The sequence below is a fragment of the Haloarcula sp. JP-Z28 genome (genome assembly GCF_011440255.1).
Lineage (GTDB): Archaea > Halobacteriota > Halobacteria > Halobacteriales > Haloarculaceae > Haloarcula > Haloarcula marismortui.
In genome coordinates, this window is the sequence record NZ_JAAOHT010000004.1 from 65,257 (window position 1) to 81,808 (window position 16,552).

At 62.1% G+C, this 16,552-nt stretch carries 19 protein-coding genes; 7 read left to right on the forward strand and 12 right to left on the reverse strand.

Translation table 11 applies throughout. From position 1 onward, the window contains the following. Positions 1-55: 55 nt before the first annotated feature. Positions 56-1,852: a PAS domain-containing sensor histidine kinase gene (locus G9463_RS03630; protein ID WP_165895978.1), complete on the reverse strand. Its 1,797-nt coding sequence runs from the start codon at positions 1,850-1,852 to the stop codon at positions 56-58. A gap of 165 nt (positions 1,853-2,017) precedes the next feature. Between G9463_RS03630 and G9463_RS03635 the strand changes: the two genes are divergently transcribed. Next, entirely contained in the window at positions 2,018-2,464 is a 447-nt protein-coding gene (locus G9463_RS03635) for an NYN domain-containing protein (protein WP_004957185.1), read from the forward strand. Between the two features lie 53 nt (positions 2,465-2,517). Further along, positions 2,518-3,363, forward strand: a complete 846-nt coding sequence (locus G9463_RS03640; protein WP_165895979.1) for a TatD family hydrolase — start codon at positions 2,518-2,520, stop codon at positions 3,361-3,363. Between the two features lie 30 nt (positions 3,364-3,393). Here G9463_RS03640 and pstB read toward each other — a convergent pair whose 3' ends face one another. The 4 genes from pstB to G9463_RS03660 are packed head-to-tail and all read right to left on the reverse strand — an operon-like array spanning position 3,394 to position 8,011. Next, complete coding sequence (pstB, locus tag G9463_RS03645) at positions 3,394-4,293, reverse strand: phosphate ABC transporter ATP-binding protein PstB (RefSeq protein ID WP_165895980.1); 900 nt, start codon at positions 4,291-4,293, stop codon at positions 3,394-3,396. Positions 4,294-4,296: 3 nt separating this feature from the next. Beyond that, positions 4,297-5,997: a phosphate ABC transporter permease PstA gene (pstA, locus tag G9463_RS03650; protein WP_004957190.1), complete on the reverse strand. Its 1,701-nt coding sequence runs from the start codon at positions 5,995-5,997 to the stop codon at positions 4,297-4,299. A gap of 19 nt (positions 5,998-6,016) precedes the next feature. Then, positions 6,017-6,949, reverse strand: coding sequence for a phosphate ABC transporter permease subunit PstC (gene pstC, locus G9463_RS03655; RefSeq protein WP_165895981.1), 933 nt, complete (start codon positions 6,947-6,949; stop codon positions 6,017-6,019). Positions 6,950-7,000: 51 nt separating this feature from the next. Next, a complete protein-coding gene (locus tag G9463_RS03660) occupies positions 7,001-8,011 on the reverse strand; it encodes a PstS family phosphate ABC transporter substrate-binding protein (RefSeq protein WP_165895982.1) in 1,011 nt (336 codons plus the stop codon). A gap of 310 nt (positions 8,012-8,321) precedes the next feature. Between G9463_RS03660 and G9463_RS03665 the strand changes: the two genes are divergently transcribed. Beyond that, positions 8,322-9,320 (forward strand): phosphate uptake regulator PhoU, encoded by a 999-nt coding sequence (locus tag G9463_RS03665; protein ID WP_004957198.1) that lies wholly within the window; start codon positions 8,322-8,324, stop codon positions 9,318-9,320. A gap of 55 nt (positions 9,321-9,375) precedes the next feature. Here the strand turns inward: G9463_RS03665 and G9463_RS03670 are convergent, their stop codons facing one another. Next, positions 9,376-9,747 carry a 30S ribosomal protein S8e gene (locus G9463_RS03670; RefSeq protein ID WP_004957203.1) on the reverse strand — a complete coding sequence of 124 codons (372 nt, stop codon included), beginning with the start codon at positions 9,745-9,747 and terminating at the stop codon, positions 9,376-9,378. Positions 9,748-9,837: 90 nt separating this feature from the next. Between G9463_RS03670 and G9463_RS03675 the strand changes: the two genes are divergently transcribed. Both G9463_RS03675 and G9463_RS03680 read left to right on the forward strand, forming a co-directional pair. Next, complete coding sequence (locus G9463_RS03675) at positions 9,838-10,278, forward strand: DUF2240 family protein (protein WP_007190770.1); 441 nt, start codon at positions 9,838-9,840, stop codon at positions 10,276-10,278. Then, positions 10,278-10,622 carry a hypothetical protein gene (locus tag G9463_RS03680; protein WP_004957209.1) on the forward strand — a complete coding sequence of 115 codons (345 nt, stop codon included), beginning with the start codon at positions 10,278-10,280 and terminating at the stop codon, positions 10,620-10,622. The genes G9463_RS03675 and G9463_RS03680 overlap by 1 nt, the downstream gene beginning before the upstream one ends. Positions 10,623-10,676: 54 nt before the next feature. Here G9463_RS03680 and G9463_RS03685 read toward each other — a convergent pair whose 3' ends face one another. Next, complete coding sequence (locus G9463_RS03685) at positions 10,677-11,159, reverse strand: hypothetical protein (protein WP_004957211.1); 483 nt, start codon at positions 11,157-11,159, stop codon at positions 10,677-10,679. Between the two features lie 122 nt (positions 11,160-11,281). On the opposite strand from G9463_RS03685, the gene pyrF reads away from it, so the two are divergent. Beyond that, positions 11,282-12,115 (forward strand): orotidine-5'-phosphate decarboxylase, encoded by an 834-nt coding sequence (gene pyrF, locus G9463_RS03690; RefSeq protein WP_165895983.1) that lies wholly within the window; start codon positions 11,282-11,284, stop codon positions 12,113-12,115. A 1-nt stretch (position 12,116) separates the two neighbouring features. Here the strand turns inward: pyrF and G9463_RS03695 are convergent, their stop codons facing one another. Further along, positions 12,117-12,317: a hypothetical protein gene (locus G9463_RS03695; protein WP_004957217.1), complete on the reverse strand. Its 201-nt coding sequence runs from the start codon at positions 12,315-12,317 to the stop codon at positions 12,117-12,119. 130 nt (positions 12,318-12,447) lie between these two features. Here G9463_RS03695 and G9463_RS03700 point away from each other — a divergent pair, with 130 nt between their 5' ends. Further along, a complete protein-coding gene (locus tag G9463_RS03700) occupies positions 12,448-12,636 on the forward strand; it encodes a hypothetical protein (protein WP_049938885.1) in 189 nt (62 codons plus the stop codon). On the opposite strand, the gene trpG is transcribed toward G9463_RS03700, so the two are convergent. The 4 genes from trpG to trpD are packed head-to-tail and all read right to left on the reverse strand — an operon-like array spanning position 12,633 to position 16,496. Further along, the gene (gene trpG, locus G9463_RS03705; protein ID WP_011223671.1) at positions 12,633-13,256 is read right to left on the reverse strand and encodes an anthranilate synthase component II; all 624 of its coding nucleotides are present in this window, start codon (positions 13,254-13,256) and stop codon (positions 12,633-12,635) included. The genes G9463_RS03700 and trpG overlap by 4 nt on opposite strands. Beyond that, positions 13,253-14,863, reverse strand: coding sequence for an anthranilate synthase component I (trpE, locus tag G9463_RS03710; protein ID WP_165895984.1), 1,611 nt, complete (start codon positions 14,861-14,863; stop codon positions 13,253-13,255). The genes trpG and trpE overlap by 4 nt, the downstream gene beginning before the upstream one ends. Beyond that, positions 14,860-15,504, reverse strand: a complete 645-nt coding sequence (locus G9463_RS03715) for a phosphoribosylanthranilate isomerase (protein WP_004957228.1) — start codon at positions 15,502-15,504, stop codon at positions 14,860-14,862. Before G9463_RS03715 ends, trpE begins: the two co-directional genes overlap by 4 nt. Next, positions 15,501-16,496, reverse strand: coding sequence for an anthranilate phosphoribosyltransferase (trpD, locus tag G9463_RS03720; protein ID WP_165895985.1), 996 nt, complete (start codon positions 16,494-16,496; stop codon positions 15,501-15,503). Before trpD ends, G9463_RS03715 begins: the two co-directional genes overlap by 4 nt. Positions 16,497-16,552: the final 56 nt, after the last annotated feature.

Consider the following 16,552-nt stretch of genomic DNA (forward strand, 5'->3'; position numbering starts at 1 on the left):
TACTGCGGTAGATGTGACAACAAGACTGGGACCGAAAATACGCCGTCGGCCTTCGTTACTCGCTTTGCGCCAGCGGGAACACGAGCTCGACCCGTGTTTCGCCGTCGTGGTCTTCGTCGATCGTTACAGACCCGCCAAGGCGTCGGACAAGCCACGTAACCGCCCACAATCCGAGTCCACGGCTGTGTGCCACTGGCCCCTCGGTCTCCGAATCCAGGACGTCGCGTTCCATATCGGGGATAGCGGACCCATCGGTATCGACGCTGACTGTCACCTGACCCATCGGCGTCTCTTCGGCCGTAAGCTTGACTGTCGGGGCGGGCAGATCACTGTATTCCAGCGCGTTCTCGACAAGAACCTCCAGTATCAGGTCAATAGCCATCCTGTCACCCGAGACCTCCACGTCGGTCGGCGCGACCTCAATGGTTGCCTCAGAATGTTGTGCTGTGAGGTCGTCTCGGATATCAGTGAGCGCCTGCTCGAGGTGGAGTGTCCCATTCCGGAGGTCACGCTCGATGGCCCGGTCGAACGTCCGTGCTCGCTCGGCCAGCGAATCAAGTTCTTTCGAGGCGTTTTCGATTCTGTCGATGTGTCCGCTAGCGGCGTCAACAGAGAAATCGGACGAGCCGAGTTCTTCTTTGAGGAGTCTTGAATTACCCCGTATCACGGTCAGCTTGTTTCGGATGTTATGCCGGAGAATCCGACTCATGACCATGAGCCGCTGCTCTCGCTCCTTGTCCTGCGTGATGTCGCGAACGATGCCTCGCAGTTTCGGCGTCCCGTCGCGAACCGTTTTTTCGGCCCGGAGTCGGAACCAGCGCTCGGTTTCGTCAGCGGTCTGACGGCGCGCCTCTAGTTCCATCGGTTCGCCGGTTTCACGACAGGTCTCGATAGCGTCGCGAACGGCCGCTCTATCGTTGGGATGGTACTGTTTGATAGCCTCTTCAAGCGTCGGATTGTACTCTGGCGTTCCATAGAGGCGCTTCATGCCGGCAGTTCCCTCTATCAGACCCGTCTCCAGATCGAGCTCCCACCCGCCAACGTCGGCCAGGGTTTCGGTCCCGACGAGCCACTCCAGTTGTTCCTCCCGCTGTTTCAATCTCGTTGCGTCGTCCAGCCCAACGACGACGCGTTCGACAGTCCCATCGTCGCCCAGTATCGGCGCGGCATTGCTTGAAAGCCACCGCTCGCTCCCATCCTCGAGTTCTATCCAGTGCTCGAACCCAAACACCGGTTCACCCGATTCAAGCACCTGCGTAACCGGGTGTTCCGAATCGGGGATTTCCGTCCCGTCTTTGTAGTATATGTTCCACTCCGGCTGGTCGTATCGTCTTCGAGTGATTTTCTCGCGTTCAAGACCGAGTAGCTCCTCGGCACGATCGTTAGCCAGCGAAATTCTTCCAGATCGTTCTACGACGACGATGCCGACCGGACTGACCTCGAAGACCCGCTCAATGAGGGCCTGCTTTTCTCGCCGCCGCTTGCGCTGTGTGATATCCTCCGCCAGCCATAGCACGCGCCCTACGTTGTCACTGCCGACCGGCGTGACGCGAGCCTCAAAGTGTCGATCCCCATGATCAAGCGATAGCTGGTACTCGAAGTGCTGCTGTTCACCTGTTTCCAGAACATCCTCGATAATCGCGTAGAACTGGTCAGCCTGTGCTGTAGAGAAAATATCCCAGAGATCTGTTCCCAGCAGTGTTTCCGGATCTTTGAAAAATAATGCCCCGTTGTGGGCGTTGTGGATAACATCGACAAAGACGCCGTCGGCGTCTAGGACGATAGCCGGGTCTGAAATTATCTCACAAAGCCCGTTTAGCACGTCTTGATCGTGAAGAGATTCTTTACTCATGTGTCACTTTATACACACTTATTGCTGGCCGACTCCGCATGCAAATGTGTCCGTAGTGTGTGGGAGGAATCATCCTAAGTTTTGTGCCGTGTCATTCTATATAGCGGGAGGCGGTTTACGGATCGAAGCGGCACGCATAAGCGGGCCGGGCGGGGAAAGAGGCGCATGAAGCTGCTCCGTCGGATATTCGAGGACAAAGACTCGCCCCAGCGCGTCGGACTGTTCGTCGATGGCCCAAATGTGCTCAGGTCTGAATTCGATGTCGATTTAGACGAGGTCCGAGATATCGCAGCTGAGTACGGTCCGCTGGCAGTCACCCGTCTCTACGTCGACCAGAACGCCTCGCCCGGACTCATTCAGGCCGCTGAAGCCCGCGGGTTCGAGGTTCGAACAACCAGCGGTGACGTTGATGTCCGACTCGCTGTTGACGCGACAGACGCCGCCGTTGCTGGACAGATAGACGTGCTGGCCGTCGCCTCGCGGGATACGGATTTCAAGCCCGCGCTGGAAGTGGCCGCACGGGAAGGGGTCAAGACGGTCGCCATCGCGCCGGGAGAGTACGGCCGCTCCGATGCGTTACGCAACGCGGCTGAAGACGCAGTGACGCTCTAATCTCCGACGCCCAGGACGCCAACTGTTTTTTCGGCCAGTGCTATTGAGCACGTATGGACATCGACGACACGCCGGTACTGGACAACCACCTCCATCTCGACCCGGTCAACGGCCGGAACGTCGCGGCAGCCGAGGAGTTCGCGTCCCAGGGCGGAACTCACCTGCTGGTGCTCAACAAGCCGTCCTGGCATCTTGTTGAGAAGGCCACTGACGAGGCGATCTTCCGGGAAGTGTTCGACCTGACTGTCGAGGCCGCCGCCACAGCGACCGAGGTGCTGGACGGGCGCGCCTGGCCCGTCCTCGGCGTCCACCCGGCACTAATTTCGAAGCTCGTCGACGACGGCTACACGCCGCCGGAAGCGCGAGATATCATGCAGACCGGCCTCGACGTGGCGGCGGAGTACGTCGATAACGGCGATGCGCTCGCGATGAAGTCCGGCCGCCCGCACTACGACGTGGACGACGCCGTCTGGGAGGCTTCGAACGAAGTGATGTGCCACGGGTTCGAACGCGCCGCCGACGTGGGCTGTGCGATACAGCTCCACACCGAGGGCGGCGAAGACTTCGAAGCAGTCGCTCGCTGGGCCGAAGACCGTGGCCTTGACCGCACGCAGGTCGTCAAACACTACTCCGGGGGCCGACTCCGCGGCCCGGTCAAATCGGTACTTGCAGATAAGGACGAACTGGAAATCGCGGTCGAGACCGACGACCCGTTCCTGATGGAGACCGATTACATCGACGACCCGGACCGCCCCGGCGCAGTACTTGGCCCGAAGACCGTGCCGCGGCGCGTCCGCTGGCTCCTCGAACACGGGGACGAAGACGCGGTCAGAACAGCACACGTCGAGACACCGAAGGCGGTGTACGGCATTGACACCGAAGCGACGCTGGAGCGGTGAGTGGCGACAGCGAATGGCGAGTGGTGGCGGTTATCCGAACTTGCCGGTGATGTAGTCCTCGACGCGCTGGCTCTCGGGGTTCTCGAAAATCTTGTCAGTATCGTCGAACTCGACGAGCTCGCCGCCAGTGAGGAAGACAGCCGTCTTGTCGGAGATGCGAGCCGCCTGCTGCATATTGTGGGTGACGATGACGACAGTGAACTCCTCGGCCAACTCCTCGATGAGGTCCTCGATCTTCGAGGTGGCGATCGGGTCAAGCGCCGACGCCGGCTCGTCCATCAGAATCACGTCTGGGTCGACGGCAATAGCGCGGGCGATGCAGAGCCGCTGTTGCTGACCACCTGAGAGGTCGAGTGCGCTCTTGTCCAGTTGGTCTTTGACTTCCTCCCACAGTGCGGCGCGCTTGAGTGCCGTCTCGACTTTCTCATCGATGTTCTCCGTCTGGTCCTGAATCCGGAGGCCGTAGGCGACGTTGTCGTAGATACTCTTGGGGAAGGGGTTCGGGTGCTGGAACACCATTCCAATGCGTCGCCGCAGCGCCACCGGGTCCACGTCAGCGTCGTAGACGTTTTTCCCCTCGAAGTGGAGGTCCCCTTCGACCCGTGCCGCGTCGATGAGGTCGTTCATACGGTTGATACATCGCAGGAACGTCGACTTCCCGCAGCCGGAGGGGCCGATCATGGCCGTCACCTGTTTTTCCGGGATGGCTAGGTCGATACCCTGTAGCGCCTGCGTCTCGCCGTAGAACACGTTCAGGTCACTGGATTCGATGACTGGTTTCCCCGTCTCGGCCGCGGTCGAGTCGGTTCCCTCCACGTCGATCGACTGTTCGATGAGAGGGTCGCCGGACGGGTCGGGTGACGACGCGGCCGTTTCAGTGGTCGGTGTGGGCTCGGTACTGTCGTTGCTCGTCATCTCGTTCTCTGTCATGAATTATCCTGTTCGCTGATACCGGTTCCGGATGACAATCGCTGTCGCGTTCATCACCAGCAACACTGCAAGCAGTGTAATCACGCCGGCCGCCAGCACGCCGTGGCGGAACGCCGGGTCCAGTTCCGACGACCACGAGAAGATCTGGCGGGGCATCATACTCGCCACATCGAAGAAGCTGTTCGGCGCGAGCCGGACCGACGCCGCCGCCCCAATCATCAGCAGTGGGGCCGTCTCGCCGATAGCCCGACCCAGCGCCAGTATCGTTCCGGTCAGAATGCCCGGCAGGGCTTCGGGAAGGACGACCTGTCGGATCGTCTGCCAGCGGGTGGCACCCATTCCATAGGACGCCTGCCGGAACGAGTCGGGGACAGACCGGATCGCCTCCTGCGCGGAGATGATCACGATAGGGAGTATCAACAGGCCGACTGCGAGGCCGGCGACGATGACGGACCCCTGGGGCCACTGGAGAACCCGGATGAAAAGCGCCAGTCCGAGCAGGCCGTATACGACCGACGGGACGCCGGCGAGGTTTCCGATGTTGATCTCGATGAGCGTGACGAACTTCCCCATCAGTCCCTGCGAGGGGGCGTACTCCTCAAGATAGATCGCCGCCCCGACGCCGACCGGGAAGGTAGTGAGCACAATCACGATAATCATCATCACTGAGCCGACCATCGAAGGGTAGATACCGGCATCAGCAGCGGTCCGTGAGGTCGCGCTCGTCAGGAAGCCCCAGTCGAGCCATGGGTTCGGTCCGGCAAACCCGAGCGCACTGGTGGCGACGGCCCCAGCGGCCACACCCAGCACGGCGACGACCGGGAAGGCGAGTCCGCGGACGCCCTCGCCACGGCGAATCACGCCTTCGACGTAGACCCCAAGCGGGAGCGCGGCGAAGGTGACCAGAAGTAGCCACACCTCAGTCCCGATCCCGAGTAGCGGCCCAGCGACGGGGCCCAACACCGCAACCGCCGTCGTCATCCCGACGACGGCCAGACCGTCACGCCGCGACTCGCGTCGCTGTTCGACGAACCAGCCTGCGGCACCAGCGATTGGAAGCACGAGCGTCAGGAGCAACATGACCCAGTCTGTGGGCACGAACGGGAGCATCATGATCGCCTCCCGGAGGCTGATCACGCGGTAGTACAGCCCGAAATCGAGACCGAGCGCCGCGGCGGCGTCGGTAACGAACGAATTGAACCAGATAGGTGGCAGACCGAACACGGTGATGACCGGAGCGAGGAACACGACACCAAGCCGTTCGAGCGCCGCCTTCGGTCGCAGTCGGCCGTGGGCGACAATTAGACCGGCGGCCACGGCCAGCGAAATGAGAAGGGCGAACCACCCAAGCACGGAGATAAGTTCGATGAACAGCACCGCAAATCCGCCGGTAAGCAGGAGTCCAACGACCGGGAGTCCGCTGGTGACATAGGCAACCTCGCCGGCCGGTTCGTCGAGTCGATAGTAGTAGACAGCCAGTGCGGCCAGCGGCACCACCACGGTGGCGGCGTAGGTCGCCAGCCAGCCCGCGTCGGCGGAAAAGGGCCGGAACGCGTCGTTGGCGACGAACAGCAGGAGAATCAAGACAGAGACGAGTCCGAACGCGGTCGCCGCGAGACAGGTCGCCTCAAAGGCACGCCCACGCAGATGGTTGACATCGCTGTTCTCCCCGTGCCAGCCTGTTTCAGGTTCTCGTGTTGCCATCAGTTCAGTCCCCCAGTGTTCATTCGTACTCCTCCCGGTAGCGCGCCGCGATTCGGTTGCTCAACAGGTTCAACAGGAACGTGATGACGAACAGCGTCAGGCCGATAGCGAAGAGACTGGTAAAGCCCAGTTGACTGACGCTGTCGGCGCTGTTGATCTGGACCATCGCTGCCGTCATCGGCTGGTACCCCTGAAAGAGGTTTGCCAGTGGGTCCGAGAGGTTCAGCATCCGTGGCCGACTGCCGGCCGCGACAACGACGATCATCGTCTCGCCGATAGCCCGCGACAGGGCGAGAATGAACGAGGAGAAGATGCCCGAGGCCGCCGCGGGGACGACGACGCCGGTGGTCACCTCGAATTTCGTCGCGCCCATCCCGTAGCCGGCCTGTCGTAGTGAGTCCGGGACGGCGCTCATCGCGTCCTCGCTCAGACTGGAGACCATCGGGATAATCATGATGCCGACCATGATGGAGGCGCTGAGGATGTTGAACGTGTTGACCGGGAGCCCGATGGTCTGGAGGAACGGCGTCACGTATACGAGCGCAAAGATACCGTAGACGACCGTCGGGATACCAGCCAAGATTTCCAGCCCCGGCTTCAGAACCGAGCGCATCTGGTCGCTGGCGTACTCGCTGAGGTAGACCGCGGCCGCGACGCCCGTCGGGAGCGCGATGACGGCAGAGATTACCGTCACCAGCAGTGTGCCGCTCAACAGCGGGAGCAACCCATAGACGTTCCGGCTGATGAGAAACTCCGTTCCGGTGAAGAAGTCGACCGGGTTCACCAGCGTAAAGAACGTGACCGCGTCGCGTGCGAGCAACACGACGATGCTGACGGTGACGAGAATCGACGCGGCAGCACACAGGAGCAGGACGTATCGATACATCCGCTCGCGTGCTGCGCGTCCGCTCGGTCTGGACGTAATATCCGGCCCGGGCGTCTCGGTGCTCATTGTGTTGTCTCCAATAATGTGCTCATGTGAGTAAGCCGACTCTATACTGTGTTAGCCAGCAACCTCGTCCAGCTTTTCGAGGTTTTCATCGCGCTGCTCGGCGCTCGAAGGCACGTACCCGATCTCCTGAACGATATCGGTTTCGGCCTGTTCGAGGTAGAACCGAATGAACTCGTAGACCGCCTCGTTCTGCAGGGATGACTCGGACGCATAGATGAACAGCGGCCGGGCCAGCGGGTACGAGCCGTCCTTGGCGTTTGCCAGGCTCGGGGCGGTGCATTCGCCGTCCTCCTCGGTCTTGACTTCGACGGCTTTCACCGCTTCGGAGTTTGAGTTGTAGTACGCGAACCCGAAGTATCCGATGCCGCCCTCGTTGTCACGGATTCCCTGAACAATAGTCTCGTCCTCTTCGGTCGGCTGGTACTCGGTCGTGTGTTTGGTGTCCTCACCGACGACGTTCTCGTTGAAGTAGTCAAACGTCCCAGAGGTCGACGCCGGGCCGTAGCGTTCGATCTCCATGTCGGGCCACTCGTCACGCACGTCTGACCAGTTCGTGACATCCGATTCATCGCTCCATATCTGGCGCAGTTCGTCGAAGGTCAGGCAGTCGACCCAGTCGGCATCGTTGTTGACCGCGACAGTCAGAGCGTCGCCCGCGATCTCGAACTCAACTGGCTCGACATTGTTGCCAGAACACTGCTCTATCTCGGCGTCCGTGATAGGACGGGAGGCCCCGTTAATATCGGAGTCCCCGGGACAGAACCAGTTCTCGAAACCGCCGCCGCTCCCCGTGGAGTCGACGGTGACGTTGACGTTTCCATGCTCCGCCATGAACTCCTCGGCCATCGCGTCGGAGATGGGGAACACGGTACTGCTGCCCTTGATAATGACCTGCCCCGAGAGCCCGTCGGAACCGCTACCGTCAGACCCACTGCCATCGGAGCCACTGCCGTCGCCACTGTTCGTATTCTGGACACAGCCAGCCAGCGCCAGTGTCCCGATTGCACCAGAACTTGTTAAAAAACGACGGCGAGAGATACCACCGCTCGGTGAATCTGTCATCATCAGATTGGAGATGAAGAGCGGATAAGTACCCTACTATTAGCCCTATATCCAGGTATAAACACTATATATTACTATATACTATTATGCGGCGCTACCGTCTTACACCGCAAAAACGACGTAAAAGCTGTCTAAAGCCGATTGAGCCCCGATCAAGGCAACAATTCATCGGGATGATGTTGTTAGCAGACCACTTGGCTCAGCGCCCGCATCACGTGTCGTGATTCCATGACAGCGCAAGTCAGAGTTTTGACCGTTGATATATAGTCTCAGTATATTTTATAAATCTGCAGCGCGTATTCAAAGTACTATGGAGACGCGCAAAGTACAGCTGACGGGCGGGTCCACGTATACTGTCTCGTTACCGAAGGAGTGGGCAACAGAGAACGGCGTCGAAAGCGGCAGTGTCGTCGAGTTTTATGCCGAAGACGACCTGCTACTGGTCTCACCACAGCACGGCGACGACCACGTCGAGGGAACGCTGGACGTGACTGGCCTCGAAAACAGGCACGAACTCACGCGGGCGGTGATGACGATGTACGTTAGCGGCTTCGATATCATCCGACTGGAAGCCGCCCGGATAACGGCCGAACAGCGGCGTATCATCCGCGATGCGACACAGGGACTGGTCGGTCTAGAGATGATCGAGGAGACGGCCGACCGGGTCGTCCTGCAGGACCTGCTCGATTCGTCGGAACTGTCCGTGCTTAATGCTATTACACGGATGCGGCTGGTCTCGTTGACGATGCTCTCAGACGCCGTCGAGGCGCTCATCGAGGATGACAATGACCTTGCGGCGGACGTGATACAGCGCGACGACGACGTGGACCGCCTCTGGTACATGGTCTCCCGAGTGTTCCGAACCGTCCTTCGCAATCCGACGGCTGCCAACGAGATCGGCTTCCCACGTGAGACAGTGTTCGATTACCAGTCCAGCGCCCGTCAGCTGGAGCGTATCGCTGACCACGCGACCAAGATTGCCAGCCTCTCTCAGGAGATCGGTGAAATCACCGGCGAGACTGCTGACCTTCTCGATCAACTGGAGACTGAGGCCATTGCTGTCCCCGAAACCGCGATGGATGCGCTGTTAGCTGACGACAACGACGAGGCCGTCGAACTGGCAAACGAGGCTCGCTCTCGTATTCCCGAAGTCGACGAAACCGCCCGCGAGGTCGATGGAAAGGTCAGAGAGCTAGACCCACAGAGCGCACAGTTGCTTGGCCGCGTGGTCGACTCGCTGTCCCGAACCGCCGACTACGGCGGCAATATCGCCGAAAGCGCCCTCCAGAAGGCCGCCCCACGGCCATAGCCGACGCTGTCGCTCCGAATTCGTGAACAGCTGAAAAAGCTGATTGCGTGCCGGATTACTCGACCAGCACGGCGTTGACCTGACCGTGCTGTCCGGGGCGGGAGGTCACGCGGGCCTGTCCCTCGGAGGTCTCGAGGATTGCGCCTTTGGTGATGATGTTTCGCCGAGCGTAGTTCGGGTTCGACGGGTTCTCGACGACGTTTTCGATGGTCGCTTCGATGGTCTCCGCACCGTCGGCGATGCTCGCAACGTCGGTCTTGACCGCACGGACCTTCTGCGTGTTGCCGCGTGAGTCGACAGTCTTCAGTCGCTGCTCGCCGACCTGCGTCTCAACGGTGTCCTTACCGAGCTCGTGTTTCTTCTTCTTGTGGTTCGGTCGTCGTCGGCCGCCTGTCCGCTTGCGAGGGGAGCGTCCCTGGTCTTTCATACGGGAAGGAAGACCCAGCGGCTACTTGAACCGTTCGATGCCGACGCGCCATCGTAATCGTTACCCCCACGCCGGCAGGTTACTCTGATGATGAGTCTGAAGACGGCCGTCGCCGCGCCGTTCCGCCAGCGTGGAACCGACCGGATGGCGGAAAGTGAGTTCGTCGTTGCACTCTCGCTAGACCGGAACTGGTTCTCGCCCGACCAGGCCAAGACACTGGTCGACGTGGCCGCGAGCGAGGGCTTAGTCGAGCGGGACGACGACGACCTCGTTGTCGCCTTCGACGCGACACACACCGCGATTCCGGACGGGTTTACACCGGGCGAGGAAATCCTGCAGTCGCGGTCGACGTTCGAGCGGGTACTCGACGCCGTTATCGAGGCTGGCATCGAGAAACAGACCGCCGTCGCCGGCATCAACGCGCTTCAGTCTGATATCGGTGTGACACTGGAGGCCGCAGCCGTGGTGTATGCGCGCAGTGAGGGCGTCGATGTCGAAGCCATCGCCGCGGATGTCCGGGAGGAGCTCTAATGGTCAAAGACAGCATTTCTGACGGTCGACGGATCGGGCAGTTACTTGCCTCGGAACTGACCGGCCTCCAGCGCGGACCGCTCTCAGGTGTTTCTGTCGTCGATGCCGACAGGGACGTGGAACCGACACCGGCGGGTGCCTTTGCCTACCGCGTGACAGCCGACGGCACCGAGGTTGCGGTCGTCGAAGTAACGCCGGAGACGGCCCGACTGGTCCTAGAGCAGGCACCCGTGACTGCGCCAGAGCGTGATGATATCACTGTCGACGGGACAACCGTTGTTGTTCACAGCGGCGCGGCGGTAAAAACTGCAGTCGACATGCTGGAGCGGTCTCTCTCGGGGTAGCACGGCTTTTTTTGATGTGAGGACACGACTGCACTCCAGCTGAACTACCTAGAATCAGTGACGGCTGGGCTCAGCAATAGCCGCGGACGTCCACGCCACGAAGCCAGTGAGGACGAGCACGGAACCGAGTATGGCCGTCGCGGCAGCGATAGCAAGCACAAGTGACGGGAGACCGAGCGGCGTTCCGACAGCGAGGACAATCGGGGTCACGGTGATACAGAGCGAGCCAAGCGCGACGGCCCGGCGCTGTGTCGTCGTCAGTTCGATACCGAGGTGGAACAGCGACCCGGGCTCCGGGTCGGGAGCAGCGAGGCCAAGACACAGCAGCGGGACACCGAGAAACACCAGCGTCGCGGCGACGGCATACGACCAGAACAGCCACTGCCCGGACGCTGGCGCAAGCGACAGAAACGCGCCAACGGCTACGAGCACGACACCACCAACGAGCCCGAACTGCCGTAGCCGTGGGTCGTTCAGGGCTTCGCTCAGGTCTGGGAGGGTCTCGGCCACGTGGCCGACATCCATGAAGCGATCCATACGCGGGCTTTTGCCTACGGTGTAAAATAGACAGGGGGAGAAAATATCAAATCTGATTCCACCAAAGCAGGCCACGATACGAGAAGGAAACGCTTGTATCGCTGCCAGCCGCTGCGGTATCTATGCACTTCTTCGACCGTCTCGCGGACCGCATCGCGACCGCCGACAGCGTGGTGTCGGTCGGCCTCGATCCGGACCCTGCCCGCCTGCCCGACAGCGTGCTGGACGCCGACCTCCCGCGCTGGCAGTTCAACCGTCGGATTATCGACGCAACCCACGAACACGCCGCGTGCTACAAGCCAAACGCCGCCTTCTACGAGGATCCCGACGGCTGGCGCGCCCTCGAAGAAACAATCGCCTACGCACACGGGAAGAACGTGCCCGTCCTGCTGGACGCCAAGCGGGGTGACATCGGCAACACCGCACGGCAGTACGCCCAGATTCTCGACGAGGATGAAGGGCCTGCCGCCGACGCCATCACGGTCAACCCGTTTCTCGGCCGCGACTCATTGGAGCCGTTCCTCCAGCGCGCGGACAGGGGTGTGTTCGTCCTCGGGCGCACGTCGAACCCCGGCGGCGAAGACCTCCAGGACCTCGAACTGGCCTCCGGTGAGAAACTGTACGAGCGCGTGGTCCACCTCGCGGACCTCTGGAACGGCAACGGGAACATCGGCCTTGTCGTCGGCGCGACCAACCCCGATGAACTCGAAGAGATCCGCGAACTGGTCCCGGACATCCCGTTTCTCGTTCCCGGCGTCGGCGCGCAGGGCGGCGACGCCGAGGCCGCTGTCGAGCACGGCCTCGCCGATGGCGTCGGTCTGGTCAACTCCTCGCGCGGTATCATCTTCGCCGGCGAGGACGCCGCCACGCGGCGCGGCGATTCTGGCGACGCGTTCTTCAAAGCTGCCGGACAGTCGGCAAAACAGCTCAAACAGCGACTGAACCAGTTCCGATAGCTTAGAACCGGTACGTGTCCACGCCGTCGGGCATGTTCTCCGGCGACTTCTGGTCGCCCGGCTGGCCGACCTCCCCACCGCACTCGACGCACATCCCGATGTCCTTGTCCCAGTGGCGGTCACAGACGAGTCGCCCGCACCTGTCGCAAGTGTGGTCCACGTCGGGGCGCTCACAGATTTCACACAGTCCGGCTACGCTCATGGTAGTTGGTAGCATAGCTGACCGTTTGAATCTTTGGCGGTGTGACCCGGAGCGGGTCGCCAACCCCACGCCGGGACAGTCTCTCTTGCTGGCCACGAAGTATTTCCCCGTGGCCATTCCTCTCTATAGTATGTTGCCACTCCTCCAGCTCGGATCGCTTCCGTCACTGCCAGCGTTACTCGTCGGCTTGCTGGCTATCGCCGTGGTACTGCTGGTCGGTCGGCTCGTGATGAAGGTGGCGTGGCGACTCGTCATCATCGCTATCATCGCCGTCGCCGTCCTCTGGATACTCGGAATACTGGGCTTTCAAGTCATCTAGAGCCCCGCGAGGAAGTTCCGGATCACGTCGTGACCGACTGCGGTCAGGACCGACTCCGGATGGAACTGAACGGCTTCGATGGGGTGCTCACGATGGCGGACGCCCATCACCAGTTCCGTGCCGTCTTCGGTCTCTGTTGTCGCGCTGACGACGAACTCCTCAGGAACGTCGTCGGCGATAAGTGAGTGATAGCGTCCGCCCTGGAACCCCTGTTCCAGCCCTGCAAAAACGCCCTTTCCGTCGTGGTCGATGGGGAACGCCTTGCCGTGAATCGGCTCCGGCGCGCGACCGATGGTGCCGCCGTAGGCGTACACCGCCGATTCGAGGCCGAGACAGACACCGAGTGTCGGCACGTCAGGACTGACCTCACGGAGGACATCCAGCGTGACCCCGACATCGCGTTCGTTCTTCGGATGGCCCGGGCCCGGCGAAAGGATAATCGCGTCGGGGTCGAACGCCTCGACATCGTCGAGCGATGCCGTGTTCCGGACGACTTCAGTCTCGGCGTGCTCGGAGACGTACTCGACGAGGTTGTACGTGAACGAGTCGAAGTTATCGACGAATAGCACCCGGAGGTCGTCCCTGACGGCGTCCGCACCAGCGGGCTGTGCTGTGCTCATCGGGTCACCTCCTCGTGGCCTGCAGCGCGCTCTGCCACGTCGACCGGTTCCCCTTCGATTTCCTCAAGCGCGGTCAACACGCCGTCCATCTTCTGCTCAGTCTCGACGTACTCACTTTCCGGGTCCGAGTCCGCGACGATGCCAGCCCCGGCCTGCACGGTGATGCGGTCCCGGTCACCCTCGTCCTCGACCGTCGCCGAGCGGATGACGATAGCGAAGTCGGTGTCGCCGTCCCAGTCGAAGTAACCGACGCCGCCGCCGTAGGGGCCACGGGGCGAGCGTTCGAGTTCGTCGATAATCTCCATGGCGCGGATCTTCGGCGCACCGGAGAGGGTCCCCGCCGGGAACGTCGCGCGGGCGGCGTCGAAGGCATCTTTGTCTTCGGCTAGGCGACCCGTCACGGTGGACTCGATATGCTGGACGTGGCTGTACTTGAGGACGTTCATGAACTCGGGGACTCGGACGCTGCCGGCCTCGGCGACGCGGCGCACGTCGTTTCGTGCCAGATCGACCAGCATCGTGTGTTCGGCCCGCTCCTTCCCGTCGGCGAGCATCTCACCGGCGAGGCGGCGGTCCTCAACTGGAGAGTTCCCGCGCGGGCACGTCCCCGCGATAGGATTCGAGACGACGTGGTCGCCGGCGACGGAGACGAGCGTCTCCGGACTCGCGCCGACGATGGTCAGGTCATCGTAGCCCAGCAGGTACATATACGGCGAAGGGTTCACCGCCCGGAGGGCCTCGTAGAAGCCCAGCGGGTCGACGTCGCCGTACAGCTCTCGGGTTCGGGAGATAACGCCCTGATAGATGTCGCCCGAGAGGACGTACTCCTTTGCGCGTTCGACGGCGTCCTCGTACTCGTCTCTGGGGCCGGCGACTTCGTCCTCGCGGCGGAAACCGCCGGTCGAAAGCGGTGACAGGTCCGAGAGCACGGCCTCGACCCGTTCAGCTTCGGCGACCAGTTCGCCGTAGCGCTCGCCGGCGTCCTCGCCTTGCCTGACAACCGGCGTGAACACGAGCGAAACAGTGTCCTCGACGTGGTCGAACCGGACCGTCGACGTGGTGAGGACGAACTGCGCGTCCGGGAACCGCGAGTCCGGGCGGTCGAGGCCGACCTCGTCGAGCCAGAGGTCGTAGACAGCGTCGTACGAGAGAAAGCCCACGAGGCCGCCTTCGAGGTGCTGGCGGTCCATCGCCGGGAAGTTCCGCAGTGCCACATCGGGCATCGCCGCCCGGAGGTCATCAACCACGTCACCGCCGTCGGTCGTCACGAGGTCGGCGTAGCGGTCGTCGAAGACCTCGACCTTGCTCTCGTCACCGGTCGCGGTGACGACGGCGCGCGGGTCGTAGCCGACGAAGGAAAAGCGGGCGTGACGGTCGTCGGTCTCCGGCGCGAACGCGCCGTCGGGGTCGCTGGAGGCGACCTTTTCGGCACTTTCGAGCAGGAACGTGTAGTCGTTGGCGGCCACGTCGCTCGTGCGACCAGTCAGGGCCGCGTACGCGGTCAGGGGCTCCACGTCGACAGCCAGCTCCGCGGCGGTGCGGACGACGACCGGACGGTCGGCCTTGGCGTGTTCGACGAACTCCTCGCGGGAGATATCGAGAGTCATACTGCGCCCTCCGACGCTTGCTTTGCGTTCCGCACGAACCGTCCAACTGCGTCGTGGTCTTTCATGCCGCCAGCGGACTCCACGCCGCTCGCCACGTCGACGGCAAACGGCTCGACTGTCTCGACGGCCTCAGTCACGTTCTCGGGGGTCAGCCCGCCGGCCAGCACGATAGGCACGTCAAGCGAGTCAACGAGATCGCGCGTGCGCTCCCAGTCGTGTGTCTCGCCCGTGCCGCCACCGCCGTCGGCGTCGACCGAATCGACGAGCAGGGCGTCGGCATGGGTGGCGTAGTCCTCGATGGCCGGCGCGTCTGCCTCGACCACGGCGACAATGTCCTGAGTGATTCGGTTGTTGAGGGCCCCGAGTTCCGCCGGCGAGAGGCCGTCGTGGACCTGCACCGCGTCGGGCTCGATCCTGTCGATACGTCTGACGGCCTCTTGCACCGTCGTCGGCATCATCACCAGCACGCTCGTCACGAACGGCGGGACGCCATCAGCGATCGTCTCAGCCGTTCCCTCGTCGACCTCCCGCGGCGTATCGACCGGGACACCGTGGATGATACCGACCGCGTCAGCACCAGCTGTAACGACAGCATCGCGGTCCTCGGTGTCCGTCACGCCGCAGATCTTCACGCGCGTCATGCCCCGATCAGGTCGTCGAGTTTGTCGGCTGCCGCGCCCGACTCGATGGCCTGTCGGGCCTGTTCGACTCCCGCTTCGTGCGTGTCGGCGACGCCGGCGACGTAGATGGCTGCGCCGGCGTTGGCGAGGATGATGTCCCGCTTCGCGCCGGTGACGTCACCGGTGACGATGCCGCGAAGGTCGGCCGCGTTCTCTTCCGGCGATCCTCCGGAGATAGCCTCGATGTCGCGGGTTTCCAGACCCATGTCCTCTGGGGTGATGGTGTACTCCGCGATCCGGTCGTCGGTGACCTCCGCGACAACCGTCTCGCCGTGGATGGCGATCTCGTCGAGGCCGTCACCGTGGACGACCAGCGCCCGCTCAACGTCCAGTCGGGCCAGTGCCTCAGCCATCACGGGCACGAGGTCCGGATCGTAGACGCCCAGCACCTGTGCATCCGCGTCGGCAGGGTTCGTCAGCGGGCCGAGAATATTGAACACAGTCCGCATTCCGAGTTCCTGTCGCGGGCCGATGACGGCCTTCATCGCCGGATGGAATACGGGCGCGAGCATGAAGCCGATGCCGTCTCGTTCGATCGTCTCCTCAACGTCCGGCGGTTCGGCCTCGATGTCGACGCCGACCTCTTCGAGCACGTCGGCGCTCCCCGAAGATGAAGAGACAGAGTAGTTGCCGTGTTTGGCGATGGGGACGCCAGCCCCGGCGGCGACAATGGCACTCGTTGTCGAGACGTTGATTGTGTTGTAGTCGTCGCCACCGGTTCCACAGGTGTCGACAAGCCCCTCGCGGTCGGGCCGGATGGTCCGTGCGGCGTCGCGCATCCCCTCGGCAAAGCCGGCGATCTCAGCCTCCGTCTCCCCCTTTGCCCGCAGTGCCGTCAGGAGCGCACCGATCTGTGCCTCAGTTGCATCCTCGAAAACAGTCGTCGCAACGGCTCGAGCTTCCACCTGTGTCAGGTCGTCACCGTCAGTGACGCGTTCAATATACTCTTTCATTGTATTCACCAATGGACTTTTTCGTGTTGTGATGTACAAATCCGTACATTGACTTA

What these genes read in the sequence shown, in the direction of transcription:
- G9463_RS03685 (WP_004957211.1), bottom strand. Translation starts at nt 11,159, where the DNA reads ATGGATCGCTTCATGGATGTCGGCCACGTGGCCGAGACCCTCCCAGAC.
- G9463_RS03630 (WP_165895978.1), bottom strand. Translation starts at nt 1,852, where the DNA reads ATGAGTAAAGAATCTCTTCACGATCAAGACGTGCTAAACGGGCTTTGT.
- G9463_RS03670 (WP_004957203.1), bottom strand. Translation starts at nt 9,747, where the DNA reads ATGAAAGACCAGGGACGCTCCCCTCGCAAGCGGACAGGCGGCCGACGA.
- trpD (WP_165895985.1), bottom strand. Translation starts at nt 16,496, where the DNA reads ATGAAAGAGTATATTGAACGCGTCACTGACGGTGACGACCTGACACAG.
- pstA (WP_004957190.1), bottom strand. Translation starts at nt 5,997, where the DNA reads ATGGCAACACGAGAACCTGAAACAGGCTGGCACGGGGAGAACAGCGAT.
- pstB (WP_165895980.1), bottom strand. Translation starts at nt 4,293, where the DNA reads ATGACAGAGAACGAGATGACGAGCAACGACAGTACCGAGCCCACACCG.
- pstC (WP_165895981.1), bottom strand. Translation starts at nt 6,949, where the DNA reads ATGAGCACCGAGACGCCCGGGCCGGATATTACGTCCAGACCGAGCGGA.
- G9463_RS03640 (WP_165895979.1), top strand. Translation starts at nt 2,518, where the DNA reads ATGGACATCGACGACACGCCGGTACTGGACAACCACCTCCATCTCGAC.
- pyrF (WP_165895983.1), top strand. Translation starts at nt 11,282, where the DNA reads ATGCACTTCTTCGACCGTCTCGCGGACCGCATCGCGACCGCCGACAGC.
- G9463_RS03680 (WP_004957209.1), top strand. Translation starts at nt 10,278, where the DNA reads ATGGTCAAAGACAGCATTTCTGACGGTCGACGGATCGGGCAGTTACTT.
- G9463_RS03675 (WP_007190770.1), top strand. Translation starts at nt 9,838, where the DNA reads ATGAGTCTGAAGACGGCCGTCGCCGCGCCGTTCCGCCAGCGTGGAACC.
- G9463_RS03715 (WP_004957228.1), bottom strand. Translation starts at nt 15,504, where the DNA reads ATGACGCGCGTGAAGATCTGCGGCGTGACGGACACCGAGGACCGCGAT.
- trpG (WP_011223671.1), bottom strand. Translation starts at nt 13,256, where the DNA reads ATGAGCACAGCACAGCCCGCTGGTGCGGACGCCGTCAGGGACGACCTC.
- trpE (WP_165895984.1), bottom strand. Translation starts at nt 14,863, where the DNA reads ATGACTCTCGATATCTCCCGCGAGGAGTTCGTCGAACACGCCAAGGCC.
- G9463_RS03700 (WP_049938885.1), top strand. Translation starts at nt 12,448, where the DNA reads ATGTTGCCACTCCTCCAGCTCGGATCGCTTCCGTCACTGCCAGCGTTA.
- G9463_RS03695 (WP_004957217.1), bottom strand. Translation starts at nt 12,317, where the DNA reads ATGAGCGTAGCCGGACTGTGTGAAATCTGTGAGCGCCCCGACGTGGAC.
- G9463_RS03660 (WP_165895982.1), bottom strand. Translation starts at nt 8,011, where the DNA reads ATGACAGATTCACCGAGCGGTGGTATCTCTCGCCGTCGTTTTTTAACA.
- G9463_RS03635 (WP_004957185.1), top strand. Translation starts at nt 2,018, where the DNA reads ATGAAGCTGCTCCGTCGGATATTCGAGGACAAAGACTCGCCCCAGCGC.
- G9463_RS03665 (WP_004957198.1), top strand. Translation starts at nt 8,322, where the DNA reads ATGGAGACGCGCAAAGTACAGCTGACGGGCGGGTCCACGTATACTGTC.